The sequence below is a fragment of the Paenarthrobacter sp. C1 genome (assembly GCF_049315185.1).
In the GTDB taxonomy this organism is placed as follows: Bacteria; Actinomycetota; Actinomycetes; order Actinomycetales; family Micrococcaceae; genus Arthrobacter; species Arthrobacter nicotinovorans.
Genome location: NZ_CP186052.1, coordinates 2,742,804 through 2,768,096 on the forward strand (window position 1 = coordinate 2,742,804; position 25,293 = coordinate 2,768,096).

The 25,293-nt window shown below is 66.2% G+C and carries 32 protein-coding genes; 2 read left to right on the plus strand and 30 right to left on the minus strand.

Going from position 1 to position 25,293, the window contains the following annotated elements; genetic code table 11:
- Nucleotides 1-76 precede the first annotated feature (76 nt).
- Genes ACNAOU_RS12810 through ACNAOU_RS12820 form a run of 3 tightly spaced genes read right to left on the minus strand, consistent with a single transcriptional unit; the run spans nucleotide 77 to nucleotide 2,390 of the window.
- Nucleotides 77-715 carry a hypothetical protein gene (locus ACNAOU_RS12810; protein WP_284975276.1) on the minus strand — a complete coding sequence of 213 codons (639 nt, stop codon included), beginning with the start codon at nucleotides 713-715 and terminating at the stop codon, nucleotides 77-79.
- Entirely contained in the window at nucleotides 712-1,833 is a 1,122-nt protein-coding gene (locus tag ACNAOU_RS12815; RefSeq protein ID WP_133830748.1) for a hypothetical protein, read from the minus strand. The genes ACNAOU_RS12810 and ACNAOU_RS12815 overlap by 4 nt, the downstream gene beginning before the upstream one ends.
- Nucleotides 1,833-2,390: a hypothetical protein gene (locus tag ACNAOU_RS12820; protein WP_133830749.1), complete on the minus strand. Its 558-nt coding sequence runs from the start codon at nucleotides 2,388-2,390 to the stop codon at nucleotides 1,833-1,835. Before ACNAOU_RS12820 ends, ACNAOU_RS12815 begins: the two co-directional genes overlap by 1 nt.
- A gap of 125 nt (nucleotides 2,391-2,515) precedes the next feature.
- Between ACNAOU_RS12820 and ACNAOU_RS12825 the strand changes: the two genes are divergently transcribed.
- Together ACNAOU_RS12825 and ACNAOU_RS12830 are read left to right on the plus strand one after the other, a co-directional pair.
- A complete protein-coding gene (locus tag ACNAOU_RS12825) occupies nucleotides 2,516-3,205 on the plus strand; it encodes an SDR family NAD(P)-dependent oxidoreductase (RefSeq protein ID WP_284975275.1) in 690 nt (229 codons plus the stop codon).
- 2 nt (nucleotides 3,206-3,207) lie between these two features.
- A complete protein-coding gene (locus tag ACNAOU_RS12830) occupies nucleotides 3,208-4,293 on the plus strand; it encodes a hypothetical protein (protein ID WP_071416438.1) in 1,086 nt (361 codons plus the stop codon).
- Here ACNAOU_RS12830 and ACNAOU_RS12835 read toward each other — a convergent pair.
- The 27 genes from ACNAOU_RS12835 to ACNAOU_RS12965 all read right to left on the minus strand — a co-directional run bounded on the left by ACNAOU_RS12835 (nucleotide 4,290) and on the right by ACNAOU_RS12965 (nucleotide 25,234).
- Complete coding sequence (locus tag ACNAOU_RS12835; RefSeq protein ID WP_133830751.1) at nucleotides 4,290-4,979, minus strand: class I SAM-dependent methyltransferase; 690 nt, start codon at nucleotides 4,977-4,979, stop codon at nucleotides 4,290-4,292. The two genes, ACNAOU_RS12830 and ACNAOU_RS12835, sit on opposite strands and share 4 nt — an antisense overlap.
- Nucleotides 4,980-5,139: 160 nt before the next feature.
- Nucleotides 5,140-5,487, minus strand: coding sequence for a hypothetical protein (locus ACNAOU_RS12840; protein WP_133830752.1), 348 nt, complete (start codon nucleotides 5,485-5,487; stop codon nucleotides 5,140-5,142).
- Nucleotides 5,488-5,515: 28 nt separating this feature from the next.
- Nucleotides 5,516-5,878: a hypothetical protein gene (locus tag ACNAOU_RS12845; protein ID WP_056387508.1), complete on the minus strand. Its 363-nt coding sequence runs from the start codon at nucleotides 5,876-5,878 to the stop codon at nucleotides 5,516-5,518.
- Nucleotides 5,879-5,986: 108 nt separating this feature from the next.
- On the minus strand, nucleotides 5,987-7,288 hold the full coding sequence (locus tag ACNAOU_RS12850; RefSeq protein WP_133830753.1) for a replication-associated recombination protein A: 1,302 nt from the start codon (nucleotides 7,286-7,288) through the stop codon (nucleotides 5,987-5,989).
- Nucleotides 7,289-7,291: 3 nt separating this feature from the next.
- A complete protein-coding gene (locus ACNAOU_RS12855; RefSeq protein ID WP_133830754.1) occupies nucleotides 7,292-7,744 on the minus strand; it encodes a hypothetical protein in 453 nt (150 codons plus the stop codon).
- Between the two features lie 29 nt (nucleotides 7,745-7,773).
- A complete protein-coding gene (locus ACNAOU_RS12860; RefSeq protein ID WP_133830755.1) occupies nucleotides 7,774-8,088 on the minus strand; it encodes a hypothetical protein in 315 nt (104 codons plus the stop codon).
- A 29-nt stretch (nucleotides 8,089-8,117) separates the two neighbouring features.
- The gene (locus ACNAOU_RS12865) at nucleotides 8,118-8,528 is read right to left on the minus strand and encodes a WhiB family transcriptional regulator (protein WP_133830756.1); all 411 of its coding nucleotides are present in this window, start codon (nucleotides 8,526-8,528) and stop codon (nucleotides 8,118-8,120) included.
- A gap of 202 nt (nucleotides 8,529-8,730) precedes the next feature.
- Entirely contained in the window at nucleotides 8,731-9,075 is a 345-nt protein-coding gene (locus tag ACNAOU_RS12870) for a hypothetical protein (protein WP_071416432.1), read from the minus strand.
- Nucleotides 9,072-9,602 (minus strand): hypothetical protein, encoded by a 531-nt coding sequence (locus tag ACNAOU_RS12875; RefSeq protein ID WP_156783997.1) that lies wholly within the window; start codon nucleotides 9,600-9,602, stop codon nucleotides 9,072-9,074. The genes ACNAOU_RS12870 and ACNAOU_RS12875 overlap by 4 nt, the downstream gene beginning before the upstream one ends.
- On the minus strand, nucleotides 9,557-9,898 hold the full coding sequence (locus ACNAOU_RS12880; RefSeq protein WP_056387525.1) for a glutaredoxin family protein: 342 nt from the start codon (nucleotides 9,896-9,898) through the stop codon (nucleotides 9,557-9,559). The genes ACNAOU_RS12875 and ACNAOU_RS12880 overlap by 46 nt, the downstream gene beginning before the upstream one ends.
- Before the next feature lie 59 nt (nucleotides 9,899-9,957).
- Nucleotides 9,958-10,638: a hypothetical protein gene (locus ACNAOU_RS12885; RefSeq protein ID WP_284975274.1), complete on the minus strand. Its 681-nt coding sequence runs from the start codon at nucleotides 10,636-10,638 to the stop codon at nucleotides 9,958-9,960.
- Nucleotides 10,635-10,904: a hypothetical protein gene (locus ACNAOU_RS12890; protein WP_056387532.1), complete on the minus strand. Its 270-nt coding sequence runs from the start codon at nucleotides 10,902-10,904 to the stop codon at nucleotides 10,635-10,637. The genes ACNAOU_RS12885 and ACNAOU_RS12890 overlap by 4 nt, the downstream gene beginning before the upstream one ends.
- Nucleotides 10,901-11,101 carry a hypothetical protein gene (locus ACNAOU_RS12895; RefSeq protein WP_056387535.1) on the minus strand — a complete coding sequence of 67 codons (201 nt, stop codon included), beginning with the start codon at nucleotides 11,099-11,101 and terminating at the stop codon, nucleotides 10,901-10,903. Before ACNAOU_RS12895 ends, ACNAOU_RS12890 begins: the two co-directional genes overlap by 4 nt.
- Complete coding sequence (locus ACNAOU_RS12900) at nucleotides 11,098-11,415, minus strand: hypothetical protein (protein WP_056387538.1); 318 nt, start codon at nucleotides 11,413-11,415, stop codon at nucleotides 11,098-11,100. Before ACNAOU_RS12900 ends, ACNAOU_RS12895 begins: the two co-directional genes overlap by 4 nt.
- A 104-nt stretch (nucleotides 11,416-11,519) precedes the next feature.
- Nucleotides 11,520-12,038 carry a hypothetical protein gene (locus tag ACNAOU_RS12905; protein ID WP_056387540.1) on the minus strand — a complete coding sequence of 173 codons (519 nt, stop codon included), beginning with the start codon at nucleotides 12,036-12,038 and terminating at the stop codon, nucleotides 11,520-11,522.
- Between the two features lie 89 nt (nucleotides 12,039-12,127).
- Nucleotides 12,128-12,427, minus strand: a complete 300-nt coding sequence (locus ACNAOU_RS12910; RefSeq protein WP_071416427.1) for a hypothetical protein — start codon at nucleotides 12,425-12,427, stop codon at nucleotides 12,128-12,130.
- Nucleotides 12,424-12,597 (minus strand): hypothetical protein, encoded by a 174-nt coding sequence (locus ACNAOU_RS12915; protein ID WP_156400143.1) that lies wholly within the window; start codon nucleotides 12,595-12,597, stop codon nucleotides 12,424-12,426. The genes ACNAOU_RS12910 and ACNAOU_RS12915 overlap by 4 nt, the downstream gene beginning before the upstream one ends.
- Nucleotides 12,598-12,799: 202 nt before the next feature.
- Nucleotides 12,800-13,876, minus strand: a complete 1,077-nt coding sequence (locus tag ACNAOU_RS12920; protein ID WP_284975273.1) for a hypothetical protein — start codon at nucleotides 13,874-13,876, stop codon at nucleotides 12,800-12,802.
- Between the two features lie 98 nt (nucleotides 13,877-13,974).
- Complete coding sequence (locus tag ACNAOU_RS12925) at nucleotides 13,975-15,843, minus strand: DEAD/DEAH box helicase (RefSeq protein ID WP_133830759.1); 1,869 nt, start codon at nucleotides 15,841-15,843, stop codon at nucleotides 13,975-13,977.
- Between the two features lie 39 nt (nucleotides 15,844-15,882).
- Nucleotides 15,883-16,611 (minus strand): hypothetical protein, encoded by a 729-nt coding sequence (locus tag ACNAOU_RS12930; protein ID WP_422757058.1) that lies wholly within the window; start codon nucleotides 16,609-16,611, stop codon nucleotides 15,883-15,885.
- A gap of 98 nt (nucleotides 16,612-16,709) precedes the next feature.
- Nucleotides 16,710-17,129 carry a dATP/dGTP diphosphohydrolase domain-containing protein gene (locus ACNAOU_RS12935; protein ID WP_133830761.1) on the minus strand — a complete coding sequence of 140 codons (420 nt, stop codon included), beginning with the start codon at nucleotides 17,127-17,129 and terminating at the stop codon, nucleotides 16,710-16,712.
- Nucleotides 17,126-17,455 (minus strand): VRR-NUC domain-containing protein, encoded by a 330-nt coding sequence (locus tag ACNAOU_RS12940; RefSeq protein ID WP_133830762.1) that lies wholly within the window; start codon nucleotides 17,453-17,455, stop codon nucleotides 17,126-17,128. The genes ACNAOU_RS12935 and ACNAOU_RS12940 overlap by 4 nt, the downstream gene beginning before the upstream one ends.
- A 6-nt stretch (nucleotides 17,456-17,461) precedes the next feature.
- Nucleotides 17,462-17,911: a hypothetical protein gene (locus ACNAOU_RS12945; protein ID WP_133830763.1), complete on the minus strand. Its 450-nt coding sequence runs from the start codon at nucleotides 17,909-17,911 to the stop codon at nucleotides 17,462-17,464.
- Nucleotides 17,912-18,074: 163 nt separating this feature from the next.
- Nucleotides 18,075-21,299, minus strand: coding sequence for a hypothetical protein (locus tag ACNAOU_RS12950; protein ID WP_285247729.1), 3,225 nt, complete (start codon nucleotides 21,297-21,299; stop codon nucleotides 18,075-18,077).
- Nucleotides 21,300-21,541: 242 nt separating this feature from the next.
- Nucleotides 21,542-21,778, minus strand: coding sequence for a hypothetical protein (locus ACNAOU_RS12955; RefSeq protein WP_133830765.1), 237 nt, complete (start codon nucleotides 21,776-21,778; stop codon nucleotides 21,542-21,544).
- A gap of 7 nt (nucleotides 21,779-21,785) precedes the next feature.
- Complete coding sequence (locus ACNAOU_RS12960; RefSeq protein WP_208294363.1) at nucleotides 21,786-23,714, minus strand: DNA primase family protein; 1,929 nt, start codon at nucleotides 23,712-23,714, stop codon at nucleotides 21,786-21,788.
- A gap of 1,109 nt (nucleotides 23,715-24,823) precedes the next feature.
- Entirely contained in the window at nucleotides 24,824-25,234 is a 411-nt protein-coding gene (locus ACNAOU_RS12965) for a hypothetical protein (protein WP_133830766.1), read from the minus strand.
- Nucleotides 25,235-25,293: the final 59 nt, after the last annotated feature.

Sequence of the window (25,293 nt, forward strand, 5' to 3'; positions counted from 1 at the left end):
ACCTTCATACTAGTGGAAGATCTTCCAATGCGGTGGCATCGGCACATTTCCGGTTGCGCCGGAGCAGCGGGCAGTCCTAGCCGGCCGTGGGCATGTACGCACTGGCTCCGAGCATCACGGCGGCCGCCAGGCCGGATCCGAGTGTGAGCTCGAGGCGTGTGTGGTGCTTTAGCTTCAGCCGGGCGAAGGCGACCACGGGCAGCAGGGTTGGGAGGGCGAGCAGCCACCAGGGCGAGAGCAGCATCGCCGCGAGGACGACGAGGGAGGTGAAGCAGAACGCGTGCATGGAGACTTTCGGTCCCAGGAGGGTCACTCCCCCGGCAAGGACGAGCCCGGCAACCATCGTCGGCAGGATCCACAGCAGCGGGCGCGGTGCGTCCAGCAGCACCGCCGTTGCCATGCCTCCAAGCACAGACGCCACGCAGACCAGGAAGACCCGCCAGCGCTGATCGCGCCGGGTGACGTGTCGATCGGTGAGCTGCTCGCGCCGCACGGCGACATGGATGGTTGCTGTCGGGATCACTGCGCAGAAAGAGCCGATCAGGATGCCCCATCCGAGACCAACCCATGTATGCGGGTGGCCTGTGACGCCGCAGAGGACGCAGATGAGGAACACGGACACAGCGGGCGCGAACACGTCACTGAGGATCCGGGCGGCCCGGGCCGCAGGATCGCCGGTCTCGGGGATGCGTATTTTCGTTCCGTTCCCGGTCATCGCCCGTCCGTCCCATTCATGGCACTCATCGCTACTCGGATCTCGTAGAGGCTCTGCACAGAGGCGGCCAAGGTTTCGTCGTCTTTCAGCTTGAGCGTGCGGAGCCGGCTCAGGGCGAGTGTGAACCACCCGAGGCTGGGAACGGCGTTCTCGCCGCTGAGATGGCGCACCAGCCCCGCCGACAGGTGCGGATCCTCGGGGTGCTGCCTGTGCAGGGGTTCCAGTGCGGGGTCGTGGTCCTCGCGGATGAGTCTGAGCGCGTCGTGGGTTTCGATGGTGAGCCTTGAGAGCGTCATCAGCTGATCGAACCCCTGCCTGTCTTCGGGCGGAAGCTTTACGTCGGGGTGAAGAGTGGTGGTCGTTCGCCACAAAGGTACGACGACCTCGTGCGCGAGGCGGAGCGCGAGCCTCACCTGCGTTTCTATGCTGATGCGGCGGATGACCCCTGTTGCGAGTCCCAGGAAGAAGAAGCTGACAACGGTGACGAGGAGTTGTGTCCTCAGTTCAGTTCCGCCGACGACCGGACTGCCAAAGAGGTCCAGGAGTGATGAGCCGATGAACAGGGCAGATCCGATGGCCCCCGTAAAGACGAATGCAACCGGAAGGCGGGCGGAGAAGGGTTGGTTCTTCTGCGTCATGGTCCGCCAACAGCCGACGGCAACTACGGCAGTTGCCGCGGCGAATGCAGAGAGGTACAGGAAGTTGTAGGAGATCAGTGCCCAAGCCTGGCCGCGGGCAAGGGCGGCGTCGATGTCGACCCGGTCGTAGATGGTGCCGTCGGCATGGACGGGGATGAACCACACCAGCACGGCCTCGCCCAGGGCGATGATCCCGGCGAAGAGGTAGATGAACCGGGTTGCACGTCGTGAAAGCGGAGTCGCGCGGAACGTGAGGATGAGCAGCGCCACGGATACCTGGGCGGTCAGGATGGCAAGGCGCTTGAGGAGGTCGACGGCAGGTCCGTCTAAGGGCGGCTCCACGCCACGGCAGACCGTGGCCACGAAGAGGGCGGCACAGGTGACCCTGAGAAGGTTAACCCGGCGTCGGCGTCCTTGATACAGGGCAGAGACGATGATGATCAGGCCCATGGTGATACCGACAATGATGATCTCAGTCATCAGATCTCACCGTCCTCGTTTGATCCGGACAGGAAGGCGAGGACCTCGCTGCGTTCTTCCGATGCCCGCCGCTTCCGGTGCAGAGCATCCATCAGCCGCATGCCGGTGGTCTCGGCGCGCTTCTCCACCGGATCGTCGAACATGCTGCGCAGATGGGTGCAGTCGGTGTCGGCCCGGACGTCGCCGTGCAGGATATGGGCGAACTCGTGGAGGATTGTCTGCTCAATGTTGAGGGGCGGGAGCTCAGGGTCGTAGAAGACGTGGGCCACTCGTCCGATCACAGTGGTGAGGCCGCTGACCTCATAATGGCGCATCTCATCCGGGATGGGCCGTATCACGATCTCGAGGCCGCAAGCTGAGGCGATGGCTTTCCCGAGTGCTTCGAGGCTCAACTCGTTCGGCCAGTCGAAGAGGTCGAGCTGAGCGGGCTTCGGGGTGCAGCTGGTGGCACCGACCTTGGCAGCGCCTTTGCGCATCAGTCGGGCGAACAGGGGGTGACGGGGCTGGCCGTTCCGAGGCGTATCGGCGGTCGCAGCGGATGGAATAAAGGCAGGCATCAGCGTTCCTCTAAATAGCGAGAAGAGCGGACACCGCCTGTCGTTTGTCAACGAAGGGGTACAAGTCCAGTAAAGTTCCGTGTCACAACTTTACAACCTGGGAGGGTAAGAAAAAAATGAGCGACATGGGGAGAACTGCCCTGGTGATCGGTGCAACCCGTGGGATCGGGGCGGCCACGGCTCGAGCCCTGCTCTCCGCCGGCTACCGGACGGCGGGTACGCATCGTACCGGGGGGACCGTGCCCGAGGGGGTGCTCCCCCTCGAGATGGATGTGCGTGACAGTAATTCGATCGCAGCTGGCGTCAAGGCGGCTGCCGCCGACCTGGGTGGTCTGGATGTGCTCGTCGTCGCAGCAGGGATCACCCGCGACAAGCTGCTCATGCGGATGAGCGAGGAGGACCTGATCGAGGTCATGCAGGTCAATGCGATCGGGCCGATGCTGGCCTGCAAGGCGGCCCTGGGGCCGATGCTGCGGCAGCGCGGCGGATCGATCGTGCTGGTTTCATCCATGTCCGTGAAGTACGGCGTTGTCGGCCAGTGCAATTACACTGCATCCAAGGGGGCATTGGAAGCGTTTGCACGATCGATGGCCAGGGAGTACGCAGCCCGGAACATCCGGGTGAACGTTGTTGCTCCCGGCGCAACTGATACGGACATGATGGCTGATGTTGCTGAGGAGGCACGGATGGCAATGCTGGAAGGAATCCCGCTGGGTCGGTTCGGGACGGCAGATGAAGTCGCTTCGGCGATCATTCACACCGCGGAGAATACCTACATGTCGGGGGCCACTGTGCAGGTCTCAGGCGGTATTTGATCATGCAGGTCCAGCTGGATGTAGGTTCCTGGGGCCTTTTCTGCGGAAGCGACGGCAAGCAGCTGGTTCTGGTGGACGATAAGCCCTGTGGTCCGGTCTCCGCTCGGAAGCCCACGCGTGCAATTCCCAGGCGTCTTCTACTTGATGAGAACCGCATCGCCCAGGTGATGCGCAGTGGCAATGTAATTTCCGAGACAGTCCCCCATGCGGACGAGCAGTGGGCAGTTGAGGTACGGCCCGTCTTCTCTCCACGTACCTCCACGGTGATCGGTGTCCTCGCCGGCGTGGCCAAAGCGGCTGATCCGCTTCCGGAACCACCGCTGGTCGGTGGCTGGGAATGGGAGATCGAGCGTGACGCCGACGGTCAACCAACACTGCGCCGGCGCACGTACTGGGACCGGAACCTGTTTCGTATCTATGACGTCGACACAAGCGTCGCCCAGCAGCGCAGTGGCTATTGGGAAGCCGGGGAATGGGCGAGCGAGCTCATCGACCAGTCCGACCGGATGCGCGTGAACAGCCTCATCCGCGACGGCATCCAGGACGGGCTGATGGGCGTAACGGGCAAGGTCCGGTGCCTGACCTACAACATCGTCACAGGTTACGGCACGGCTTCACAGGACCGTCGGCACATGCGCCTGGTCGGCGTGATTCCGCCGATCGAGCCCGATCACGACAAGATCTATCTGCAGGGCTTCAGTTACGAGGCCCCGGAGACTTTTCACGATATGGCCTTCGAGCAAGACGCCAATGCGGGGCGCGTGGACGACGTGCTTCGCGGAGTCATGGCCCTGGCCAAGGAACCGATGGCCGTCGTCGACTCTGCAACGCTGGATGTTCTTATGACGTCGCCATCGTGGCGTCGGGAAGACTTCGGGTATGTCGGCGGCCTTGGTGAATTTGCCATTGACGCTTCAGGTGAGTTGCACAGGTTCATCGCGGCTGCGGCGAGGGATACCGCTCGTTCTCAATCGATGGGTCTGGCGCTTCGCCGGGTCGACGGTTCCGTGCAGAATGTGCGCATCACCGCCACCGGAGTCAGGTCTGGGGCTGAAGGGCGGGATGCAGTCATCAGGCTCGACTTTTAGTCGAGTCCACCTGCCCCGCCGTTTCGCAACGGGTTTCGTGCACTGAACACCGCCACGGTACCGATGACGTCGACCTTCACTTGGTCGAAGCTTCGCCGCAGTACAGCCTCAAGTCCTGCGGCGTCGTCTTCGCGGTTGTGAAAGATGCCCAGGCGGTTGTACAGGGCCATGAAGCCGCGGCCGATGAGGTTGTGGCTCACGCCACTGCCCAGGATGGTACTGCCGAACAGCACACCGTCAGCAGCGAGCCGCTCCCCTAGGTGTTTGAAAGCTACGCCCTTGTCCGCCCAGGAGCCGGGAACGCAGTGGAAGACGTAGTTCGCCGCGATGGAATCGAATTGGCCGAGAGCCTCGGGGATCGGTTCGAGGACGTTCGCGGTCACACCTCTGGTGCTTACGTGGGTGTGGGCGAGTCTGGACGCTGCGTGCTCCACGCTGTTTTCGTTGAGGTCCATGAGTGTGATCTCAGCAGATTCGGGGAGGTCGGCATTGGCGAGGTACCAACCAGTGCCGGGACCGACATCGAGATGGCGGGTGCCGATGCAACGGTTGTACTGGTCTAGCATGAGCTGGCTGGGGCATCGCCAGGCCAGCGAATTGGAGAACTTCACGACGAGCAGGTCGTAGAAGCCCAGCACCGGCTTGCTGTAGATACCTGCGCCGCGGCGCACTTCCTGGTCGTTCATGTGATCGGAGCCTATCGGTCGAGGTCGGTGAAGTGAGGGTCAGCAGGGTGGTTTCACGAAGGAGCAAGGACGGCTGTGCTGGGGTCCGTGTCCACTGGGTAGCTCTGAGATTGCATCCTAGTGGAAGTAGTTCCACTGGTGAAGTCGAGCCGGTGCGGCGTCAGCCGAAGACCAGCTCGCCGTAGCAAGCGGTCTGAAGGATGATGTCAAGGTCTTGGACGCAGCCGAATCCGAGCTGTTCGGACTCGATGGCGGCAGAGCAGCAGAGGTGGTACCCCTTCTGCTTGGCCTTTCGAAAGGCTTCCTTGATTTGGGCGGCCGACAGCTCGTAGTCCTTGGTCTTGGACTCGTCATCAGACTCTGGATCGTCAAGTGTGATGCTCACGTGCAAGCCGTCCTCTGTCAGCTTGCTCCCGTGGTACCAGGGAAGCGCGCCACCGAAGTAGAACTCTTCGACGTCCTGCAGGACTGAAGCTGCTGATTGGGTGAAGATACCGGTGTTGGTCATGTTTCCATTCCTTCGCGATTCCGTGCGATCAGGGCAAAATGACTTCGCGGGAGGCGAGGTCGGAGAGAACGGCCGGATCCGGGACCCGTGCATCGACGCTGTCCTCCTCACAGAGGGCATCGATCAAAGGGTGGCCTTCCAGCGCGCTGCGGGCTTCTGTGGGAGATGCGAAGACGACAGCTGTGCGGGGATGGAACTCCCGGTCGATGAGCACGTAGCCTAGTTCGCCGGGCTCGCGGCGCTGCATGCGCAGCAGGTCGAGATGCAACCGTGCCTGCGCTTCGACGGCGGCGACGTCGATACCAAGATCTGCTGAGAGTCGGTCGTCCACAGTCCTGGGCTTGTCGGACTCCGGGGTCTGCCTCGCGCGTTCAGTGTTGTCGTTGATCATGCTCATCCCCTCTCGTAGGTCTTGTGGAAGCCGACGACTTTGCTGGTGATTTTCCATGCAGCGACGATCCAGGATGATGCGGCCACGGTTCTACCTCTGGTCCGCGATCTAGTCGAGGGGGTTCCTGTCCTCCACGGTCATCTGATCGATCGCAGCCAACCGTCTGGCGATTGTTTGTTCGAAGCCATTGCCGGTAGGACGGTAATACTGTGTGCCGCGGACGGCATCGGGTAGGTATTGCTGCAAGACAACTCCGTGTTCGAAGTCGTGAGGGTAGAAGTAGCCTTCTCCGTGCCCGAGGCCCTTCGCGCCCGGGTAGTGCGCGTCGCGCAGGTGCACTGGCACGCTCCCGGTCCGGCCGCGCCGGACGTCTTCCAGCGCTTGGTCGATGCCGCGGATGACGGCCGGCGACTTGGGGGCCGTGGCGATTGCGACCGTTGCCTGAGCGAGGTTGAGCCGCGCCTCGGGCATACCGATCAGCTGGACTGCCTGGGCGGCGGCCACTGCGATGCCCAGCACCGAGGGGTCGGCCATGCCGACGTCCTCGGAGGCGTGCACCACCAAGCGCCGTGCGATGAACCTCGGGTCCTCCCCCGCCTCGATCATCCGGGCCAGCCAGTGCAGGGCCGCATCCGGGTCGCTGCCTCTCATGCTCTTGATGAATGCGCTGACGACGTCGTAGTGCTGGTCGCCATCGCGGTCGTAACGCTGCAGCGCAGCGCCGGTGACCTGCTCCAGCACCTCGCGGTCGACGACGCTCTTGCCTGCGGCCTGCGCAGTTGCGACAGCGGTCTCCAGCCGGTTCAGCGCCTGGCGGACGTCGCCGCTGGACAGCCCTGCAATGATCTGCAGCGCGGGGTCGGCGAACCCGATCCCGGTGGCTGAGAGGACCGGGTCCTCCTCTAGGGCACGCGAGAGCAGGTTCACGACCTCGCCGTCCTCCACAGGGCGTAGGACCAGCAGGATTGAGCGCGAGACCAGTGCCGAGTTGACCGAGAAGCTCGGGTTCTCGGTGGTCGCGCCGATGAGCGAGATGACCCCGGCCTCCACGGCGGGCAGGAGGACGTCCTGCTGCGCCTTGGAGAAGCGGTGGATCTCGTCAATGAACACGAGCGTCTGGAGGTCGTCGTCGAGGGCCTTCTGGGCTCCGGCGAGCGTTTTGCGGACATCGGCTACGCCGGCGCTGGTCGCAGAGAGCTCGACGAAGCGGCGGCTGGTCTGGCGGGCGATCACCGAGGCGATGGTGGTCTTGCCGACGCCGGGCGGACCCCAGAGCAGGACCGAGGTCGCACCCTCGCCCTGGGCGAGCAGCTCGAGCGGCGAGCCGGGAAAGACCAGGTGCTCCTGGCCCACGATCTGGTCGAGGGAGGTGGGCCGCATGCGGGCGGCCAGGGGTTGGATGGCACTCATGGTCTACTCCTTGTTTGGTTCGAGGCGGGCGATCTCGGCCTCGACCCGGGCTTCTTCGCTCTGTGCCGCGGCGGTGCGCGCCCTGGCCTCGGCGAGCCGGGCACGCGCCTCGCGCAGCGCCTGCGCGTCCGACATGGCCTCGACGGCGTGGATCGCTTCGAGCACCGGTGCGGCTGCGTACGAGGGCACCCGGACGCCGATCTGCAAGTAGAAGTCGTCACCGTCAGATGCGTGACCGACGCTGGGCGGCCGGCCGAACGCTGTCGTGCACTCCTCGTTCTTGCGCGTGTGGATCCGGCCGGCGAAGACCTGGGCGGCGGTCACGCTGCAGTCCGCGACGGCGGCGTGGATGGCCCGGAGCACCGGCTCGACGAGCTGGGTGTCGGTGCGCTGCTGTGGATTGACGGTCGGCAGGAGTCCGGGGTCGAGGTGGCTGTCTTCGATGCGGGGGTGCATGGTTGCTCCTTTTGCGGCGGGGGTGGCCATCAGCTCTCGATGCGCGTGAACGGGCCGGAGTTGTGGACGAACAAGGCGATGATCGGCGCGTACCGGGCGTCGCGGTGTACGCCGCCGGCGTCGGTCCAGCCGCCTTGGGCGTCGAGCGTCCAGCGGTCGCCCGTTGCGTCGAGGTACTCTCCCGGCTCGGCCGGGAGCCGATGCTGTTTCACCATCCGGCGGAGCTTGCGGTCAATGGCGGCGCGTTTCCTGGCCGGCATGGGCGCGCCTGTAGTCCGTTCAGGGGGATAGGCGTCCCCGGGCAGCAGGTTCTGCTGCCTGAAGCGGCGCGGGAACAGTGGCATGGCGGTCCTTTCAATTGACGGTGCTGCGCTCAGGCGGAGACGGCGTCCCCCCGCTCCTTGTGCCGGGCGAGCACCCGGTAGACGGTGCGGTCGGTGACCTCGGCCATGTCGGCGATGGTCCGGGGGTCGATCCCTCTGCCGGCCATCGCGACGATGAGGGTGTCGCGTTCCTGCTTTTGCGCCTGGGCGGCGCTACGGTGTGCCACCGGTGAAGTCTTGATAAGGCGGTCGCGTTCGGCGGTGCTGAGTCCGCCCCAGATGCCGAAGCGCTCGTCGGCGCTCAACGCGTAATCCAGGCACTGTGCGCGCACCCCGCACTGGGCACAGACCTTCTTGGCGTCGGTGGTGTTGCCGCCCTTCTCCGGGAAGAACGCGTCGGGGTCTGTTTCTGCGCACAGGGCATCCCTGCGCCACTTCTCGTCGGGGTCCTCACCGCTCATGACGGTGCGGCCGGGAGGCGGGTGTTCTGCTGTGCGAGCACCGTGGCTCCTCCTAGAAGTTGTCGTGCGTGTGTCGGTACTTCGTTCTCGGGGTGTGCGGGCACAGAGCCCCGGAGGATCCCATTCCTCCGGGGCTCTGTGCGCGAGGCTTCCGTCCTGTACTCCGGGGCGGCTGCGCCGCGCGCTGCTCCCGCTGTTCCTTTTAGTCACTGAAAAGGTGCGCGAAGTGTTCGTCGCTGAGGTCAATCTCGACACGCTGGCCCTCACGAGAGACCGTGAAGACGCAGCCCTCGTCAGCACTGGGCTGCCATGGTCCGCGCTGGAAGACCTCCCGCCAGACCTTGCTGGCGGCCTCAGCGGGCGATGCAGCATCCTGGTCGATCGTCCATCCGACGAGGTACTCCTCGCTGCCGGTGCCCTCAAACGGGTCGAGCTGATCCCGGGGGAAGACCTGGTCGAGCGCACGCTCGAAGTCTTCCCGGGTGGTGTCGCCGCCGGACACAGCTCCGCGGACGAGGTCGGCAAGGCTGTCGATGTGCAGGCTCATGGGGTTGCTCCCTGGGTTTTGGTTCGGGTGGGGTCTGCTGCGACCAGCGCGGCGATGAGCTCGAGGTCGTCTCCGGTGTCGGGGTCGATGAGGGTCCCGGCGGATCCGATGTCGGCCAGCGGCTGCTCGTGCGTCTTGCCTGCCGTGTCCCGGTAGACGAGCGTCACGCCGGACAGGTCCACGGCCGTGGTGCTTACCGGGGAGGACTCGGAGGCCTCGAACGCCGGCCGGATCGCCTCGATGAGCGCGATGAGGTGCTGTACCTCTGCTTTCCGTTCGAGCAGCGCCTTGCGCTGGAGTGCGCGCTGCTCGAACCGGGCCAGGTGCGCGTCGCAGCAGGTGTCGGTCTTGTCGGGTTCGTCCTTGGGATAGGACAGCAGGTAGTGGTCCGTCTCGACGGATTTGTCGACGAGCGTATCGAGCAGGATGTCGGCCTGCCGGGCGGTGATGCTGAGGCCGAGGCGCTGCTGCGCCGCTGCCATCAGGACGCCGCCTTCCGGTCCTCCGGGACGATGCCCTTGGTGCACAGCCGGACGAGGGCGGTGAGCATGTCCTGGCGGTGCCCGCCCCAGTGGACGGTGCGGCCGGAGGCCAGCTTGACGACGATCACGGGTGCCTGGGCATATCCGAGGTCTTCGGTGATGTGGCGGTGGTTTTCATCGCCCTGCTCGATGTCGATTTTGGTGTACTGCATCGCGGGCTGCTGCCGATCGAACAGGCTCTTGGCCTTGTCGCAGTTGGGGCACTCCGCCGGCCCGTAGATGGTGATTTTCGGCGCGGTGTGGGCGGTCCGGGGCAGGTCGCCGATCGTGGTGGGGGTCATGGGACTTGGTTTCCTTCTCTCCCCTGCTGGGGGTCGTTGTGGTGTGGAGGCCCTGGCTCTCAGACGTCGGGCTCCAGGTCGAACAGCCCGGGCTGGGCCACACGCTCGCGCAGCTGCCGGGCGGGTTCCTCGCCGAGGCGCTCGACGGCCTTGTCCAGGTCGCGGTAGGCCTCGGACTCGCCGAGTCCACCCATGGCCTCGATCTGGAAGTACAGCTCGGCGAGCTCCCGCTCGCTCAGGCGGTGGCCGAGCACCTCGGGGGCAGCGAGGTCGGTGTACGAGGCGCTGTAGCCCAGCTCCCAGTCGGACTCGGTCTGCTGCTCGGCCGTAAAGGCCACGAGGATGCCGTGGTCGGGCACGAGCGCGCCGACGAGCAGGTCCGCCAGCTGGTCCGGTGTCGGGCTCCACGGCTGCGCCTGCTGGAGGACTGCGCGGACCTTGGTCCGCAGCACTGAGTCGGCGTACAGCCCGGGCTTCCCGCACGGGCAGGTGCCCGCGAGGGGGCCGCGATCGATGGGCACCCAGAGCCCGTGGTCGTGCTCGAGGTGTTGGTCGGCGTCGTGCCGGGCGATGGCTGCTGGTGTCGACATGACCGTGCTGTGCTGCCAGCTGCACCCGATGCACGCCATGCCGTCTGCGCGCTGCTGGCCGTAGACGTAGACCTCGTGCTTGCCGGGGTGCTTGGCGCACTTGCCGTCCGGCGTCGCGTCGACCCACCAGTCGGGCAGGGGCGCGTTCACGGCTTCACGTCCTTGGCTGTGCTGTGCATCTCGGCGAGATGGGCGATGGTGCGCCGGCGGAGCCCGTCGTAAAGCGCCCAGAAGGCGTCGTCGCGCGCGGCGAGCTCGTGTATCCAGCTGTTGATCTGTCCGTCCGGGAGCGCTGCGATCTCCGCCGCCTGCTCCGGATCGAGGCCGTGGGCCTCCGGGGCCTCCCGCAGCTCGGCGCGCAGTGACTCTGCGTCGAGCGCGATTCCGGTTGCGGGCCCTCGGTTGTTGTCGGTCATGGGTGGTCTCCTCGGTGTCGCTGCTGGTCGCGGATCGCCTGTCGCTCCCGCTCGCGGCGGGTGCCCTTGCGGGGCTTGGGGGTGTGCCGCTGCGTCGCACTGGACTTGCGGAGTTCCCGCATCCAGTGCGCCTGTTCGGGATTCGCCGACGGCCGGAAGCCCTCGGTGGAGTAGTGCTGCCTGCGCTTTCGGCTCATGGGTTCTTCTCCTCCGCCACGCGGGCGATGTGGCGGGCGCAGCCAGCCGCCCACGTGCGGGCATCGGCGGTCTGCGCGGCGGCCACCGCCTTCGCGGCGCGGTCGGCGTCGATGGGCAGCCGATGCCGGATGAGCAGCGCCAGGGTGACGTCGAGCATCACGGTGCGCTCGTGGTCGCTCAGCTCCGTCTGCTCGGAGTGCTCGTGCACCCCACGGCGTTCGTGCAGGGCACGGTCCGCCCGCGAATCGAGCAGGGTCTGCTCGATCTCAGGGACGAGCTCTTCTGCGGTGGTCGTGGTGGTCTGGGGCGTCATGCGGTTCTTTCCGCCGGGCCGCTTGGCCCGGGATCGAGGAGCCCCGTCGCGCCGCCGTCCCACAGGGACCCGGCCGCGGCGAGGCTGCGGTCGTGTGGTCTGGGTCAGTCCTTCGAGCCGTCGCGGAACTGGAGGTACTCCCGCAGGGTCGGCGCGTCCGCGCCGGGGAGCGAGATCCGGTCGAGGGCTCCGTACAGGTCCTCGTCTCCGATCAGCTCGCCCTCGTGGGCGACGACGGCTTGCGCCAGGCGGACCAGCAGGACCTTCATCTCCTCGGCGCGCTCCTCGTCGGCGGTCCGCAGGCGCTTGATGTCGATGAGGCGCTTCTCGCAGAGGCTCTTGAGGTAGAGCGCGCCCTTGCGCCACTCGAGGAACTCGATCAGCTGTGTGCTGTGATCCAGCGGGGACAGCCGCCAGATCTCGGCGTCGTCCTGGCGGAATGAGAGCTGCTGGTCGATGCTTGAGGCGGTGGTCTTCAGCCAGTGCTCGGTTTGGTTGAGGCCGGCCGGCGTGGTGGTGACCTCGGCCCAGACTGCGTCATCGCGCAGGCAGCTGCGCATCACGGCGTCGAGCGGGTCCTGCAGGCGTGGAGGTGCGGGGCGGGCGGTGGTCGTCATGGTCATGGCGGATGTCCTCGTCGGTCGTGTCGTTGATGGTCTGCGGAGCGTCGGCCCCGACAGCGCGCCCGTGGCGCTGGTTGTGGAATTAGGTCTCAGTTCCTGGTGCCGAAGCGCAGGTCGGGCCAGATGGGCTCGACCGAGACGCCCAGCAGCTGGATACGGGGGTCGCGGTCCTTGGCGCGTTTCCAGGCGCGGCGAACGGCTGCGGCCTTGTTCCGGGCCTTCTTCTGGTCGTCGAACGGCCCAATCAGGCGCGAGTAGGTCTGGGGGCTGGCGGACTTCAGGCTCTCGGCCTGCATCATCACCACGACGCCGTAGCCGTTGGCCTCCTCGGCCACCAGGTCCTCCCAGGAATCGTAGGTGCGTTCGGTCTGCGTGCTGTACGCCTTCATGGCGAGACCTCCTGGTCGTCGTGACGGATGTCGATGGGCCGCTCCCAGAGCGGCATCCCGTCCTCGCCGGTCTCGGCCGAGAACTCGAGGCGGACCTCCGGCTGGTCTATGTGTGCGCCGAAGTCCGACCAGCCCGCAGGCGGGAGCCGGTAGATGGGCTGCTCAGCCATGGGACTCGCTCCTTCTCGTTGTGGTGTCGTGGCAATGAGGGGGGACCGGGCCGGGACCCGACCCCCGACATCACTGCCCCGGCACCCGGGTCGGCCCTGCCGACCCCGACGCTGTGCCCTCCGGTGACCAGCACCCGCAGGGTGCCGGTCACCGGTCGGTCATGAACCAGCTGCGATGCGTTCCGTCCCGGTCATCCTGGTCTCAGCCATGGGGCTGTTCTCCTGCGTTTCCGGGTTGGGTCTGCCGACGTTCGGCGGCCCAGGGGAGGCGGGAGTCCTGGTCAGCGGAGCACCAGAGCCCGCCAAGCGAGGCGCTGCGGTGGGTGTGGGGCAGGTGGTCCTCCCGGTCTCCGCACAGCCCGACGGGCAGACCGGCCGGGTCTCCAGTCAGCTCGGCGAAGCGCAGGCGGTACTCGAGCTCGGCAGCATCCGGGCTCCAGGCCTGGATCTCGATCCCGAAGGGCTGACCTGGAACCTCCCAGTCCCCCGCCGGCTCGCCCAGCAGCGCCGCGCGCTCGTCGAGCAGGATCCGCGAGTCGGCGTGCTTCACCTCGGCGGGCATGGCGGGGTCGATACTGAACTTCTGGGCGATGGCGACCATGACGCCGTCCTCGACGGCCCAGTACTCCGGCATGTGAAGCTTCAGCGGGCGGACCATGTCGCCCACGTATGCCTCTGTCGCGTCGTGCAGCAACGCCCAGAGCGCATGCTCCGGGGCGACGAGTCGCGAGAGGAGTACGCAGTGCTCGGCGACGGACATGAACCGGCGGACGTGGCCGTTGTAGCGGCACTGCATGGACAGCGCGTGTGCGATGTCGGCGATGTCCACGTCCTCGGGCCGCGGGTCCAGCGGGTAGAACCGGCGACCCGTGTAGGTCTGCATCCAGTTGCCGCGCGGAACTACGGTCGTGGCGGGCCGGGCTCCGGCTGTGGCCATCCCTGCTCCGTGATGGCGAGTGACGCTCCTTGTCCCCCGGGCGGGGTCGAAGCTGGCCGGCAGCTCGCGGTCGAAGAGCTCCTCGAGCAGCGCGACGTCGGGGTCGACGGGTTCGTGCTCTGCGCTCTGGAGCCAGAGCACGCCGTAGCGTTCCCCGGTCTCGCGCAGCACGACGTCGTGCAGGCCGTCGTCGGTGTTGTCGATCGTGTAGTCCGTGTTCGGCCCGAGGGCCGGTGCGCGCAGCGGCTTCGTTCCGGGCCGCGCCTGCATGGCTTCCCTGGCCTCGGCGGTGAAGCGCACGCGCGCTCCGTCGGGCCAGGCCTGGTGCTTCGGGTCATTCATGGATCAGTCCTCCTCGGGCCGGGTGGCACTGGGGTCGGGGTGGTGCGCCGCGGAGCGCCGGCGTGTGGCTGGCGCTCCGCGGCGTCGGAATGGGTTGGTCAGACCCGTTCGGAGACCCACAGGTCGTTGAGGTCGTCCTGGATCTCCTCCTCGAGGGCGACGAGGATCGCCTCCTCGCCGGACACAGCCGAGATGAGGTCGTCCTGGACCTGCTGCTTCTCTGCCAGGACTCCGGGCATCCGCTCGTCCTGAGTGCCCTTGGTGATAATCCGGTGGATCACCACGGGCTTGGTCTGCCCCGTGCGGTAGAGACGGCCGTTGGTCTGCAGGTAGTGCTCGAGCGAGAACGGCAGCGTGTACCAGATCATCGTCGAGCCGCCGTCCTGCAGGTTCAGGCCGTGGCCGGCCGCCGCGGGGTGCAGCAGCATCACCTGGATCTGCTTGGCGTTCCACCGGCGGACCATCTCCCGCGAGCCGTCAAAGACCTGCGCGTCGATGCCCGCCTTCTTGAAGCGCGCCATCAGCTGCTCCAGGTCAGAGCGGAAGTGGTACGCGACCAGCACGGGGTCTCCCCCGCTGTTGCGCACCAGGTACTCGGCCATTTCGAGCTTCTTGTCGTGGATAACCTCGTACTGGCCCTTGGTCGCCGGGTCCTCCGGGTCGGCCGTGTAGAGCGTCCCCGAGGCGAACTGCATCAGTTTGCTGGTGAGGACCGCCTGGTTCTCGGCGACGATCGACTCAACGCTCTGGGTGAGCTTGCCGTCCTCGTCCTGGTAGGTCTTCACGACGTCGAGCACGAGGTCGCGCCTGAACTCCTTGTAGGCCTGCATGAGGTCCGGCGGGAGGGTGACGTTGGCGTCCTGGATCGTCAGGCCCGACAGGTTGAGGTTGGTGTTCTGCGCGCTCATCACCAGGTGCCTGATGGCCTCATGGATCTCGGCCTCGGCGTTCGGGGTCGGGATCCACTTCGCCGGGGTGGTGGTGCCAGGCACCATCTTCGGGATGAACCACCGGTTGCGGAACTCCGTGATGGTCGGGCCCAGGGCCTCGCCCTGGTCGAGCAGGTAGATCTGGCTCCACAGGTCGTGCAGCCCGTTCGGGCTCGGCGTGCCGGTCAGCTCGATGAGCCGCGTGATGGCCGGGCGGACCGCTTTCAAGGCCTTGAACCGGGCGCTGCTGTGGGACTTGAAGCCCTGCGACTCGTCGATGATTACCGTCTGAAACGGCCAGATGAGGGTGTCCTGTCCGTTGATGGACTGGATCGGCATCTGGTCGACCAGGCCGTAGCGGCACTGCGCGCAGCCGTCGCCGCCGCAGCTGCGACAGTCGTGGCTCTCGCGCTCCAGCGCACCGCGGGTGACGAGCTCGCTGATCGCCTCCTTGACAGCGGTCTTGGTGGGGGCTTTGGTTCCGGACTGCCCGGCAGCCAGCTGCAGGAAGTGTCCGATCAGCTGCTCCTGGGCCATTGGTCCGATCGTCTCGATGAGCCCGCGCAGCCGCACGGCCTCCGGTGAGATCCCGGCGGCGATGGCATCGCCGGTGGGCTCGCCGGTCAGCTGGAGCAGACGCGCACCCTGGGAGGGCTGGGTCAGCAACTCCTGGTTGACGAAGTACATCGTCGGCGGGTCGGAGAAGACTTCCCGAAAGCGTTCCAGGCGCTTCTCCTTGGGCAGCTTCCGGTCGTTCTCGTTGACGATGAGCGACTTGGTTCGGATCGGGAATCCCCATTTGTCGATCTCGTCGAGCCAGGTCGAGCGTGCGATCGCGATCGGTGCGACGACGAGGATGTGGCCCATCGGCCGGACTGTCTGCAGGACGCTGAGGGTCGAAAGCGTCTTCCCGGCTCCGACACCAAGCCAGGCTCCGGCGAAGGGGCGGCTGACGAGGAAGTCGTGGATCTGCTGCTGGTAGGGCTTGAGCACGATGGGCGCGGGTGACGGCTGCGGTGGTGCGATGGTCGTGGTCATGGTGTGCGGCCTCCTCTCGTGGGTTGTCGGTAGTCGGGATCAGGCATGGAATGCCTCGCGGATAAGGCCCATGCGGACCTCGGCGTCATCGGCCCGGCGTGTCTGGGCGGCGAGCTCTGCCTCCAGCCCGACGATCCTGCGCTGCAGGGCGGTGACACGCGGGTCTTCACCCAGTGCGGTGCGTACGCGCTCAAGCACCGCTTCGGCAGAGGCATCCCCGACGGCCGAATCGGGTATGCGTGTCGCAAGCGGCAGATCTTCCTTGGCCTCGGCGGTCATGTCGTCCTCTGCTTCCTGCCCGGGCTCGGGCGCGATCATCAGGTGTCCCCGGCGGCGGGTGGGCCGGGCCGTCGCGGGCCCCGGCTGGTCTTGTTCCGGTGCATCGGGCTGTGCGGGCGCGTCGACGGGCACGGCCTGGAAGGCCGGCTCCCCGGCCCCGTCGAACGAGACCTCGATGAGCTGGTCCGCAGGCAGGCCCTCGGGCTGGGCGTCGAACCAGCGGGAGAAGGCGGCTGGGTGCTCAACGAAGGCCACCGCGACGGTCATCTGCCGTTTCCCGCGTGGCCTGCGGTCTGCGGCGGATACTGCATGGTCGGCCCGGTGCCCGCCGAGCAGCCGTTTCATGTCGGCACGGGCGTTCTGCGCCGTGCGGTTGGGTGAGGTCATGTTGCGCGGCACCGAGACGGATCCGCCGGCGTTGTTGCGCAGAATGGCGTGGCCCCGGGACGAGACACGCCCAACGCAGCCGGCCCGCATCGCTTCGAGCACGAGCTCCGTGGCCTCGCGATCGAAGGTGCCCAGGTCGGCCCGGGTGAGCTGGCGGAAGGCCGAGGTTGCCTGGCCGTTGCCCTTGGTGACGCGGCCGCTCATCGGGCGGCCTCCGGGGTTCCGGCGTCACCGCGGGCGATCACCGTCCGGGTGCTTTCCGCGGCCAGGAGGTTGAACACCACGGCAGCCGCGTGGTCCTCATCGTCTTCGCGGCACATCCACTGCATGAAGTGGCGGAAGGCGCTGGCGCGGAACTCCTCCATCTCTGCGGCAGTGCTGGCCTGCTCCCAGTCGCGCGAGTCGTACTTGCGCGCTCCACGCTCCACGAGCGCGGCCGTCCTTGTGAGCAGCTGGTCCTGGTAGGGCACCTGAAGGGGTACGAGCAGGTCGAAGCGGGGCTGGCCTGTCTTCACCTCGCGCTGCATGCCGGAGGCGGTGACCCTGCGTGATCCCGAGTCTTTCGTTTCGTAGTCGCGGGCGGTTGTCTCCGGGCCCGCGGCCGTGGCTGTTGCGGTCATGATGCTGCTTTCTGCTGGCTCTCGATCCGGCGGTAACCGAGCACGTGGGTGATGAAGGCGTCGACGGCCTGCTCGTCATCCACGACGTGGATCTCGGCACCGAAACGGCGCATCTTGGCGTGCATGACGTGCTGGCGCTTCTCGAGGTCTCCGCCGGGTCGCTTGACCTCGACGAAGACCGTGCCGGTGGGCGTGAGGACGATTCGGTCGGGGACGCCCCCGCGGGCCGGGGACACAAACTTCAGGCAGAACAGACCGTGCCGGCGGCACTGCGTGAGCAGGTACTGCTCGACGGCCTTCTCCCGCTGGTTCTTCTTCCTCGGCATGGGGGCTCAGTCCTCGTCGGTCCCGGCAGCGTCGGAGGCGTCGCCGTCAAGGAAGTGCCCGAAGCCGACGATGTCCTCGTCGTCGATGTAGGCAGCGATGGCGTCCGGGTCGTAGACGAAGCTCGGGTCGTCAGGGTCGACCACGACCCAGCGCTTGGCCGCATTGCCGTAGTTGGAGAAGCCGTCGATGTCGGCGACGGTCACCAGGCCCTGGTGGGCGAGCTCCTTGAGCCGGGTGCGGATGCCGGAGTCCGAGGAGCGCGGCACCTCGCCGAGGCTGGTGACGACGCGGTCGTGGTAAGCGGCGATGAGCTCGTCGTGGGTGAGCGGGCCCTTCTCGCGGACGATGTCGAGCACGATGGGACGGACGCGGGATGCGCCGAGCGCGGCCTTCACGGCGGCGGCGTAGGAGGTCTCCGGGTCAGTGGAGCGGACAGGGAGTGTTGACTGGGACATGATGGCCTCTCGTGGTCGTGTCGCGTCGAGTCCGAATTGCCTTTCTTACTCAATTATGACTCGAAGTGAATGATCTGTGCGGAACCATTCGCAATGGTGCGCAGAGTTGAACAAGGGGGCCGCGGCGTGCGCGGCCCCCTTGTGCGGGTTGTGGTGGATCGGCTCAGACGGCCTCGTTCATCCAGTTCTTGGTGAACGTCTCCTCGAGCATCCGGACGTAGGTGTCCAGGTCCAGCGAGGCGATGAGCCGCTCGATCCGGTCGGCCGGCAGCTGGTGCAGGTCGTCGTTGACGACGACCATCGACCAGGTTGGGTCGATGGCGTTAATACGCCGCACCACGACGTCCTGGTCGTCTGGGAGCACGGCGAGCCCGTCCGACATGCTGGCCTCGGCGCGGGAGCGGGCCCAGCCGTGATGGCGCAGCACCTCCAGCGCGACCGGGTCGCGCTTGGTCCGGCCGATGTCCTCCTCGCGGCGCTTGGCCTGGCTGGCCGCGGTGACCTTCCAGGCACCGGCGTTGAGCAGGCTCCGGGCGTTCTCGGTGCCCTCGCGGACGATGAACACCCGGTTGACCATCTGCAGCACCTGTGGGTCGCGGACGTTGGTCACGTGACCCTGCTCGCTGAACTTCACACCCACGGCGGGGTCGATGGGCGCAGCCGAGAAGGGGTAGGTGATCGAGCCGCGGGAGGCCGCGATGACGTTCTGGAACAACAGGAGCGACCGGATCGGGTCGTCCTCCAGGACCGCCTCCTCGATCACCTTCCGGCCCAGCATCAGGTCGAAGGGCTCCGCGATCGCCGACTCCCCCCTGCTCGCCACCGTCTGCAGGTAGCGGGCCAGGGCGAAGTCGATCACGGCCGGGTGGGCCAGCGACTTCGTCGGAGTCGGGCCCGCGTGGCAGGCCAGCGTGCCGCCACCGGCGGCGATGATCGGACTGTCTGCCACGGACCGCCCCGGTTCCGGGGCCTCCAGCTCCAGGCGGTTGTTCGAGTCCTTGCTGATGAGGAACATCAGCTCAGGTTCGATGTCGACGCCGATGGCCTCCTGCTGCTCGGCGAGCACCCGGTTGTTGGTCGCTTCGTCGAATCCGTTCTCGCCGCCGACGACCGAGTAGAGGCCGTCGGTGTTGGTGGAGATGATCCGCGCCCCGGCCAGCGTCTGGGCCTGTCCGATCCGCCAGCTGAACAGCTGGCCAAGGATGCGCATCGAGATGATGCGGTTGTTCATCCGGATCGGCGTCCGGTGACTTGCGTCGCCTGCGCCCGAGGCCGAGTTGAGGATCAGCTTCGTGCCGTTGCGCAGCACGCCGAGCCCGGCGATCTGAGCCTTCAGCCGCGCAGCTTCAGGGCTGTCGCCCGGAAGCTGCGCCAGCTGCTTCTTCAGCCCCTTGATCTCCTGGCCGTAGCGCTCTTTGTCGAAGAAGATCTTCGCGTAGCGGTCCTCACCCAGCTCGGGGTTCCAGAACGCCCGCATGTTGCGCAGCAGGTTCGGGTAGTAGCTGGTGAAGTCCTCGTGGATCACCAGGCCAGCCGAGGTACGTGCGAACTTCGGGTGCAACTTGTCGGAGCCGTCTTCCTTGGCGATGAACAGCTCCGGCTTCTTCTTGGCCGGCTCATCGCGGTAGGCGGCATTGGTGGCCGTGCTGTTGGCGAGTACCACCTTGCCTTCCAGGACACCGCCGTCGGGCAGGACGACGTTCAGCGCCTCCGCCTCGGGCCGCTGGGTGGTCAACAGGTCCGCCGGGTCAGGCACCTGGGCCTGGGCGCGGGCGAGCTGCCCGGCCTGGTCAGGGTCGTCCTTCTTCGGCTTGCGGTACTTGACCTTCTCCGGGTCCGAACCCAGCAGGACCAGCCGCTTGTCGACGAAGGTGCCGTCGGGCAGGCGGAGCATGGCGTGCTGACGCTTGGCCTCGGCCACGAAGTCCTTTGCGTCCGGGAAGGCCTGCGCTGCCCGGATGAGCATCATGGTCTGATCGTTGTGCTCGACCTTCTCGGCGTTGAACACCGACAGGTCGGCTTCGGCCCCATGGATGCCGCCGGTGGAGAACGTGGCGAAGCAGGACGACGGCGAGGCGTCCGCCCGGAAATACGGCACGTTGTTCGGGGTCTTGGGCACATCGCGCAGAGACCGGGCCGGAAGGCTGAACTTGTCGCGGTACTCCTCGGAGTCGTTGAAGTTCTGCCCCTCGATCGAGCGGTAGTACGCCACGACTTGCAGGAACTGCCGGTGGGCCTCGCGCTGGGCTGCAGTCACTTCGGAGTGGGTGGCCGGGTCGGGCGCGACGTTCTCCTCGAAGAAGCGCACACACTCGTCGAGCACGTTGACCGGCTCGATCCCGCGTTCTTTAGCGACCTCGGGGTGCGGATATACGAAGGACACCGCCTCGATGTCATCCAGTGAGGCGTAGGGTGCGAGGATGCGGCCCACGAACTTTGCCGATGAGGAGTCGACTGCCAGCCGGTCCTTGCGCACCGCACCGTTATTGGTGAACACCGTTTCGGTGAACTGGGCGAGCAGAGCGGCCTTGAGATCGAAGTTGCTCGCGTACGCCGGGTGCCGGAACAGCTGGGCCAGACCAAGGCAGTCCGAGACGTTGTAGGCCAGCAGCTCATAGAGATCCTCTACCGCCTCGATGCTCGTGTCATGGCTGAGCTTCTCGGATTCCTTGATCTGGCGGCCGAGCATCCCGAGCAGGCGCTTGAGGCTGACCTTGGACTGCAGTTCGTTCAGCCGGGCCACGTCCAGGTGCCGGCCCGAGTGAAGCATGGCGCGGCGGATCTTCGCAGCCGCCCCGTCCCAGCCGAGGTAGCCAGGCATGTACTCGATGTGCTGGGACGAGAAGAGCTGGTCGTTGTGGTCGCGCAGAGTACGGGCCGTGGTCGGCTGAAACGGCCGACCGCTGCCCGGGGCCGGAAACGCCTCGTTGAGGTAGAGCGCGACCATAGTCGTGTCATAGTTCATTGAGTTGTAGCCAGCAAGGAACGGATGCACTGCCGGGTCGTACTCGGGGTCTGTGTCGCAGACCGGACGCAGCGCCGCGGGGTACCCGCCTGGGTCGGAGTGGTTGCACACCTGGTCGGCGTTCGAGAGGCCCATCAGTTCGGCGAGCCGGAGGCTGCCCCGTTCGCCGCCGAGGTTCCAAAGCTGGACGCTGACCGCGGGCAGCCCCGGGTTGGAGCGGATCACGGTGTCGTAGAGGGCTTGGGGGTCGACGGAGGCGACCAGCGCCGGGTCGTCGGCCAGGAAGAAGATCTCCAGGTCGTGGACGGCGCGGCCCGGCCGCGGGGTGTAGGCGCACAGCGTGAAGACGTTCGACAGCGATTCGATGTCGTAGAACGTGAAGAGCGCGGTCTCAGCTGTGACGGGGGTGCGCTGGGTGGTCATGGGTCTGGCCTTTCGGTCGTCACCGGCCGTCACGGCCGGGGTATGCAGTTATCTGGTCGGGGTGCCGGCTGCTGCCGCGGATGGCCTTAGGCGGCGCTTCTTCCTTGTGACGGGCGCGGGGACCGGCCGGGCACCGCGGACCCATCGACCTCCCACCAGGGAGTAGCCGAAGTGCTCACGCTGGCCGATGCAGTCGGCGCATTCCTTTCCGGGTGAGACTCCCTCTCCTGCACATCCGTCCTTCAGTCGATCGGGTTGTGTGGAGAGCGGCGGCGCGGGGCGTCCATCCGACTGGAGGCCTCAGCCACGAGCCGCCGCTTCTCCTCCGGGTCGGCACTGATCTGCGAGCGGACGATCAGGTTGGTGATCCGCTGTTCGCGGGCGACATCGGCCAGCGCGGTGCTCGCCCTGCCTTGTTGCTTGGCGAGGTCGGTCACCGCCCGGGCGAGCTCGGTGATGGCCCTGGCGATTGTGCGCATGGTCGGATCAGTCCTCTCCTGTGGTGTCCTCGTCGTCGGCGTCCACCTGGGCGGCGGGACCGGTGTGCCGGAGCAGGCCGCGGTAGTTGGCCTGAAGGACCGGCTGCGACTTCTTTTTCGGGTCCGAGCCGCTGTAGTGCGGGTTCATCCACTTCTTCAGCTCGTACTCGGCGATGGTCGTCTCGGGGGTGGCCATCATCTGGCCGGGGCGGATCTTCTTGTTCTTGTCCGGGCAGTGCCACAGCGGGTCAGGCCGCACGATCGCAACCAGGTCCGTGATGAACTGCTTGTTGCTCACCGGCGACCCCGAGGGCGAGACGTCTGCGAACCAGGCCTTGTAGAGGTCATAGGTGAAGGTGAAAGGCACCAGGTCCCACACCAGCCGCTCGCGGAACTCTTCCCAGAAGGCGCGCACGGGGTCGTTGGCCTCCTTGTACTCGGCCAGGACGTCCTTGGTCGCCACCGGCTCGGAGAGCTGGTAGTAGTTGCCCGGGTCGGCTGCGCCGGCGCGGTTGAGCACGTACCAGAGGGCGTACTCCAGGACCTCGCGGCGCTGGAGGTAATCGTCCTTGATGTACTTGCGCTCCATGCCGGTGAAGCTCTTGTTGAACGGTACGAACAGCTGCCGGCGGTAGAAGCTTTCGGACTTGTCCTTCACGCGCGGGAACTCGTTGAGGCACTGGACCATGAAGCCGAAGAACTGGTAGGCGATCGGCATCCGGTACTTCCGGTTGATCTGGATGACGTCGTTGGTGACGATCGCCTTCAGGTTGGCCGCTTTGTCGATGAAGGTGCCCACGTCGTTCTCGTCGACGATGATCGCGTTGGCGCGCACGAGCGGCTCGAGCGCGAAGTCCTTGCCGAAGTCGCTCAGCGGGATCGAGGTGTGCGAGCGTGGCCCGCACAGGTTGCGCATGAGCGAGCACAGCGTGCCCTTGCCGTTGTTGCCCTGTTCTGAATAGAACCAGGCAGTCTTGCCCCAGCTGACGTGCGGCCGGATGATCGCGCCGATGACCTCCCAGAGCAGCTCGGGGATACCCTCCTCGTCGGAGAGCTCGTGGATCCAGGACTCGATGTCCCAGACCGAGCCGTCGACAGGGTGGACGATCACCGGGTTGTCCGGGTCTTCGACGTAGTCGATGTGGCACTTGGCCAGGAACACCAGTGCCGGGTCGAAGGGTACGAGCGACTTGGGTTCGAAGTGGAAGGCCTTGCCGCCCTCATGGATGTCCCGGGCCTCGCGGCCGTAGTGGAACACGCCGTTGTTCACGGCGATGAGGTCTCTGTGGCTGCACTGGTGCCGGCGCGGGCTGTCCTCGCGGAGTACTGCCAGGACCTCGGCGAACTCCTTGAGTGTCAGCTGCGTGTTGTAACGGCGTGCCGTGGTGCGGATGTCGTCCTCGCTGGTGGTGTACGTGCCGCGGCCCGGGCCGGTGGCCTGGTACATCGCCAGCAGGTCGTACTCGCGGTCAGTGTCCTTGGCGCTGGGGGCGATGCGGATCACGTGGTGCAGGCTCAACAGGATTTGCGCCACTTGCCAGTAGGTCAGGTGCCGGGCCAGGGGCAGCTTCTCGGCAGCCACCTTGGTCTTGCTGTTCTCGGCCTTGGAGACGCCGTTCACGATCGCGAGCAGCTGCTTCTCGAGCAGGCGCGGTGCCGGCGGGTCCGACGGGTCGATCAGCTGGAGGTAGACCTCGGTCGCGCGCGTGACTATTTCGTTTTGCGGGGCGATGTCGCCGCCGTCGGCGAAGTACGTCATGACCTCGGTGAAGGCGTCGGCGACAGGGTTGGTCGAGGGGGTGTCGAAGTCCTCGTCGAAGACGGGCGTTGGGTCGTCAGGAGTCGTCATGCTGCTGTCTTTCTCGATCGCGTCGAGTACCTGCCGGCAGTGAGTGGGAAGCCGATTGGTCTCGTAATCGAATAGGAACGTGCTCACGACTCTATGCCATCCGAATGGTCTTTCGCAACGAGTCGACTGATAGCCGACTCATGGTCCGGCAGAGGTCCCGGGTGGGGCTCGGAGGGGTCGCGCGCGAGACCCGGAGGCCACGACGACACGACGAGAGCGTGCGGTCTGGAATGAGAAACAGCGGCTCCGGGGGCGTATGCCCCACGGAGCCGCTGGCTTCTCGTGCTCGAGCACTCCCCCGCGGGCGGCGTGAGCCGCCCGACCCCCTGGTCGGGGTTCGGGGAGTTCTTCCGACCGGCCGGCCGGGAACCTCCAGAGCTGGGATCCGGCTGCAGCAGCGAGCCGGTATACCCCCTATGGGTATCGGAAGGTGTACCACTTGACGTGGTACACCTGTTTCCCCTGGTCAGTCGGGGATTTCAGGACTTCTCCAAACGGGGTGTACCACATGGAGATTTGCACGTGGTACAGGCGTTTGCCCTGGTGAGACGGGCTTTATATACCCCCTGTACCACTTGTACCACTAAATAAAGACTAGATATACGCGCATGGGGATAAGAGCTCTTACTGGCTGGATGACCGATCGGAGGCGTCCTTCGCGCACATATGTAAACGCTCGGAATCTGGTGGTACTCGTGGTACACCTGCCGAAAACGCTGATCTACCAAGGCAAAACGGCGTACCACGTCCGCTCGGGCACGTGGTACAGACTCCCTCGGCCGCGGTCGCCTGACCCGCCGTTTGAGCAGGCCAGCACTGGGATCGGGAGGTGTACCACGACACGTGGTACACCTCGGCGCTGCGTCCTCCCGTGCAGCGGAGCATCAGGCCCTGACGGCCCTGACGGGAGCGACCGCGATGGGTCCGGCGTCCTGGTCGACCGGGCTTCCGAGTGATTCCGAGTGATTCCGAGACAGACCTTCGAATGGCCGCCGGAATGGGATGCCAACTGCATTGCACATGATGAATCGACACTGATAGAGTGGGCATTGGTGTTAGGGCCAGGAACCGTCACCAGGCGTTGTTGTCACAGGAACGTGAAAACAGAAAGGCCGGAGAAGCATCCCCGTGGGAAGGGAGCTCTCCGGCCTTTCTGCGCGCTCACGCTGGTGCGAGGCCCAGGGTGCGCCGGCCGCCTAGAAGGCGGCCGCGCTGCGGCCTCGCCGGTATCCCGCATTGGGGGACTCGGGTATGTGGGCACGGACCCGGTGGCCGTCCTCGACGGCGTACAGGATCTCGTAGGTGATGGAGACGTTGCGGTTGCAGGGCATCACACCCTGCCTCCGGCGCATCTCGAGCTTGCGGAAGCCAGCGACGGACTCGGCGCGTTCGAAGAAGCGGGCGAGCATCTCGCGGGCGCGTTCGCGCGCCTGCTCCGCCGTGCCGCCGCTGGTGCTCATGGTGAAGAAGTGCATGGACCCTCGATCGAAGGTCGGCCTCTCACCGGTGTCTAAGTCGCTGGCGAACCGCGCGCGGCGCACTTCGCTGCCGCTGGGGCGCACGAGCCGGCCTTGCGCGTCATACGCGCACTTGTTGACGACGGCCATGGTGGATCCACCTCCTCTCAGGTCTGGCTGACGAAAATCCTTCAGCCAATCCCCCGGTG

Bases quoted from the DNA above. Each gene is read 5' to 3' on its own strand.
- ACNAOU_RS12810 (WP_284975276.1), bottom strand. From the start codon at position 715: ATGACCGGGAACGGAACGAAAATACGCATCCCCGAGACCGGCGATCCT.
- ACNAOU_RS12815 (WP_133830748.1), bottom strand. From the start codon at position 1,833: ATGACTGAGATCATCATTGTCGGTATCACCATGGGCCTGATCATCATC.
- ACNAOU_RS12820 (WP_133830749.1), bottom strand. From the start codon at position 2,390: ATGCCTGCCTTTATTCCATCCGCTGCGACCGCCGATACGCCTCGGAAC.
- ACNAOU_RS12825 (WP_284975275.1), top strand. From the start codon at position 2,516: ATGGGGAGAACTGCCCTGGTGATCGGTGCAACCCGTGGGATCGGGGCG.
- ACNAOU_RS12830 (WP_071416438.1), top strand. From the start codon at position 3,208: ATGCAGGTCCAGCTGGATGTAGGTTCCTGGGGCCTTTTCTGCGGAAGC.
- ACNAOU_RS12835 (WP_133830751.1), bottom strand. From the start codon at position 4,979: ATGAACGACCAGGAAGTGCGCCGCGGCGCAGGTATCTACAGCAAGCCG.
- ACNAOU_RS12840 (WP_133830752.1), bottom strand. From the start codon at position 5,487: ATGACCAACACCGGTATCTTCACCCAATCAGCAGCTTCAGTCCTGCAG.
- ACNAOU_RS12845 (WP_056387508.1), bottom strand. From the start codon at position 5,878: ATGATCAACGACAACACTGAACGCGCGAGGCAGACCCCGGAGTCCGAC.
- ACNAOU_RS12850 (WP_133830753.1), bottom strand. From the start codon at position 7,288: ATGAGTGCCATCCAACCCCTGGCCGCCCGCATGCGGCCCACCTCCCTC.
- ACNAOU_RS12855 (WP_133830754.1), bottom strand. From the start codon at position 7,744: ATGCACCCCCGCATCGAAGACAGCCACCTCGACCCCGGACTCCTGCCG.
- ACNAOU_RS12860 (WP_133830755.1), bottom strand. From the start codon at position 8,088: ATGCCACTGTTCCCGCGCCGCTTCAGGCAGCAGAACCTGCTGCCCGGG.
- ACNAOU_RS12865 (WP_133830756.1), bottom strand. From the start codon at position 8,528: ATGAGCGGTGAGGACCCCGACGAGAAGTGGCGCAGGGATGCCCTGTGC.
- ACNAOU_RS12870 (WP_071416432.1), bottom strand. From the start codon at position 9,075: ATGAGCCTGCACATCGACAGCCTTGCCGACCTCGTCCGCGGAGCTGTG.
- ACNAOU_RS12880 (WP_056387525.1), bottom strand. From the start codon at position 9,898: ATGACCCCCACCACGATCGGCGACCTGCCCCGGACCGCCCACACCGCG.
- ACNAOU_RS12890 (WP_056387532.1), bottom strand. From the start codon at position 10,904: ATGACCGACAACAACCGAGGGCCCGCAACCGGAATCGCGCTCGACGCA.
- ACNAOU_RS12895 (WP_056387535.1), bottom strand. From the start codon at position 11,101: ATGAGCCGAAAGCGCAGGCAGCACTACTCCACCGAGGGCTTCCGGCCG.
- ACNAOU_RS12900 (WP_056387538.1), bottom strand. From the start codon at position 11,415: ATGACGCCCCAGACCACCACGACCACCGCAGAAGAGCTCGTCCCTGAG.
- ACNAOU_RS12905 (WP_056387540.1), bottom strand. From the start codon at position 12,038: ATGACCATGACGACCACCGCCCGCCCCGCACCTCCACGCCTGCAGGAC.
- ACNAOU_RS12910 (WP_071416427.1), bottom strand. From the start codon at position 12,427: ATGAAGGCGTACAGCACGCAGACCGAACGCACCTACGATTCCTGGGAG.
- ACNAOU_RS12915 (WP_156400143.1), bottom strand. From the start codon at position 12,597: ATGGCTGAGCAGCCCATCTACCGGCTCCCGCCTGCGGGCTGGTCGGAC.
- ACNAOU_RS12920 (WP_284975273.1), bottom strand. From the start codon at position 13,876: ATGAATGACCCGAAGCACCAGGCCTGGCCCGACGGAGCGCGCGTGCGC.
- ACNAOU_RS12925 (WP_133830759.1), bottom strand. From the start codon at position 15,843: ATGACCACGACCATCGCACCACCGCAGCCGTCACCCGCGCCCATCGTG.
- ACNAOU_RS12935 (WP_133830761.1), bottom strand. From the start codon at position 17,129: ATGACCGCAACAGCCACGGCCGCGGGCCCGGAGACAACCGCCCGCGAC.
- ACNAOU_RS12940 (WP_133830762.1), bottom strand. From the start codon at position 17,455: ATGCCGAGGAAGAAGAACCAGCGGGAGAAGGCCGTCGAGCAGTACCTG.
- ACNAOU_RS12945 (WP_133830763.1), bottom strand. From the start codon at position 17,911: ATGTCCCAGTCAACACTCCCTGTCCGCTCCACTGACCCGGAGACCTCC.
- ACNAOU_RS12950 (WP_285247729.1), bottom strand. From the start codon at position 21,299: ATGACCACCCAGCGCACCCCCGTCACAGCTGAGACCGCGCTCTTCACG.
- ACNAOU_RS12955 (WP_133830765.1), bottom strand. From the start codon at position 21,778: ATGCGCACAATCGCCAGGGCCATCACCGAGCTCGCCCGGGCGGTGACC.
- ACNAOU_RS12965 (WP_133830766.1), bottom strand. From the start codon at position 25,234: ATGGCCGTCGTCAACAAGTGCGCGTATGACGCGCAAGGCCGGCTCGTG.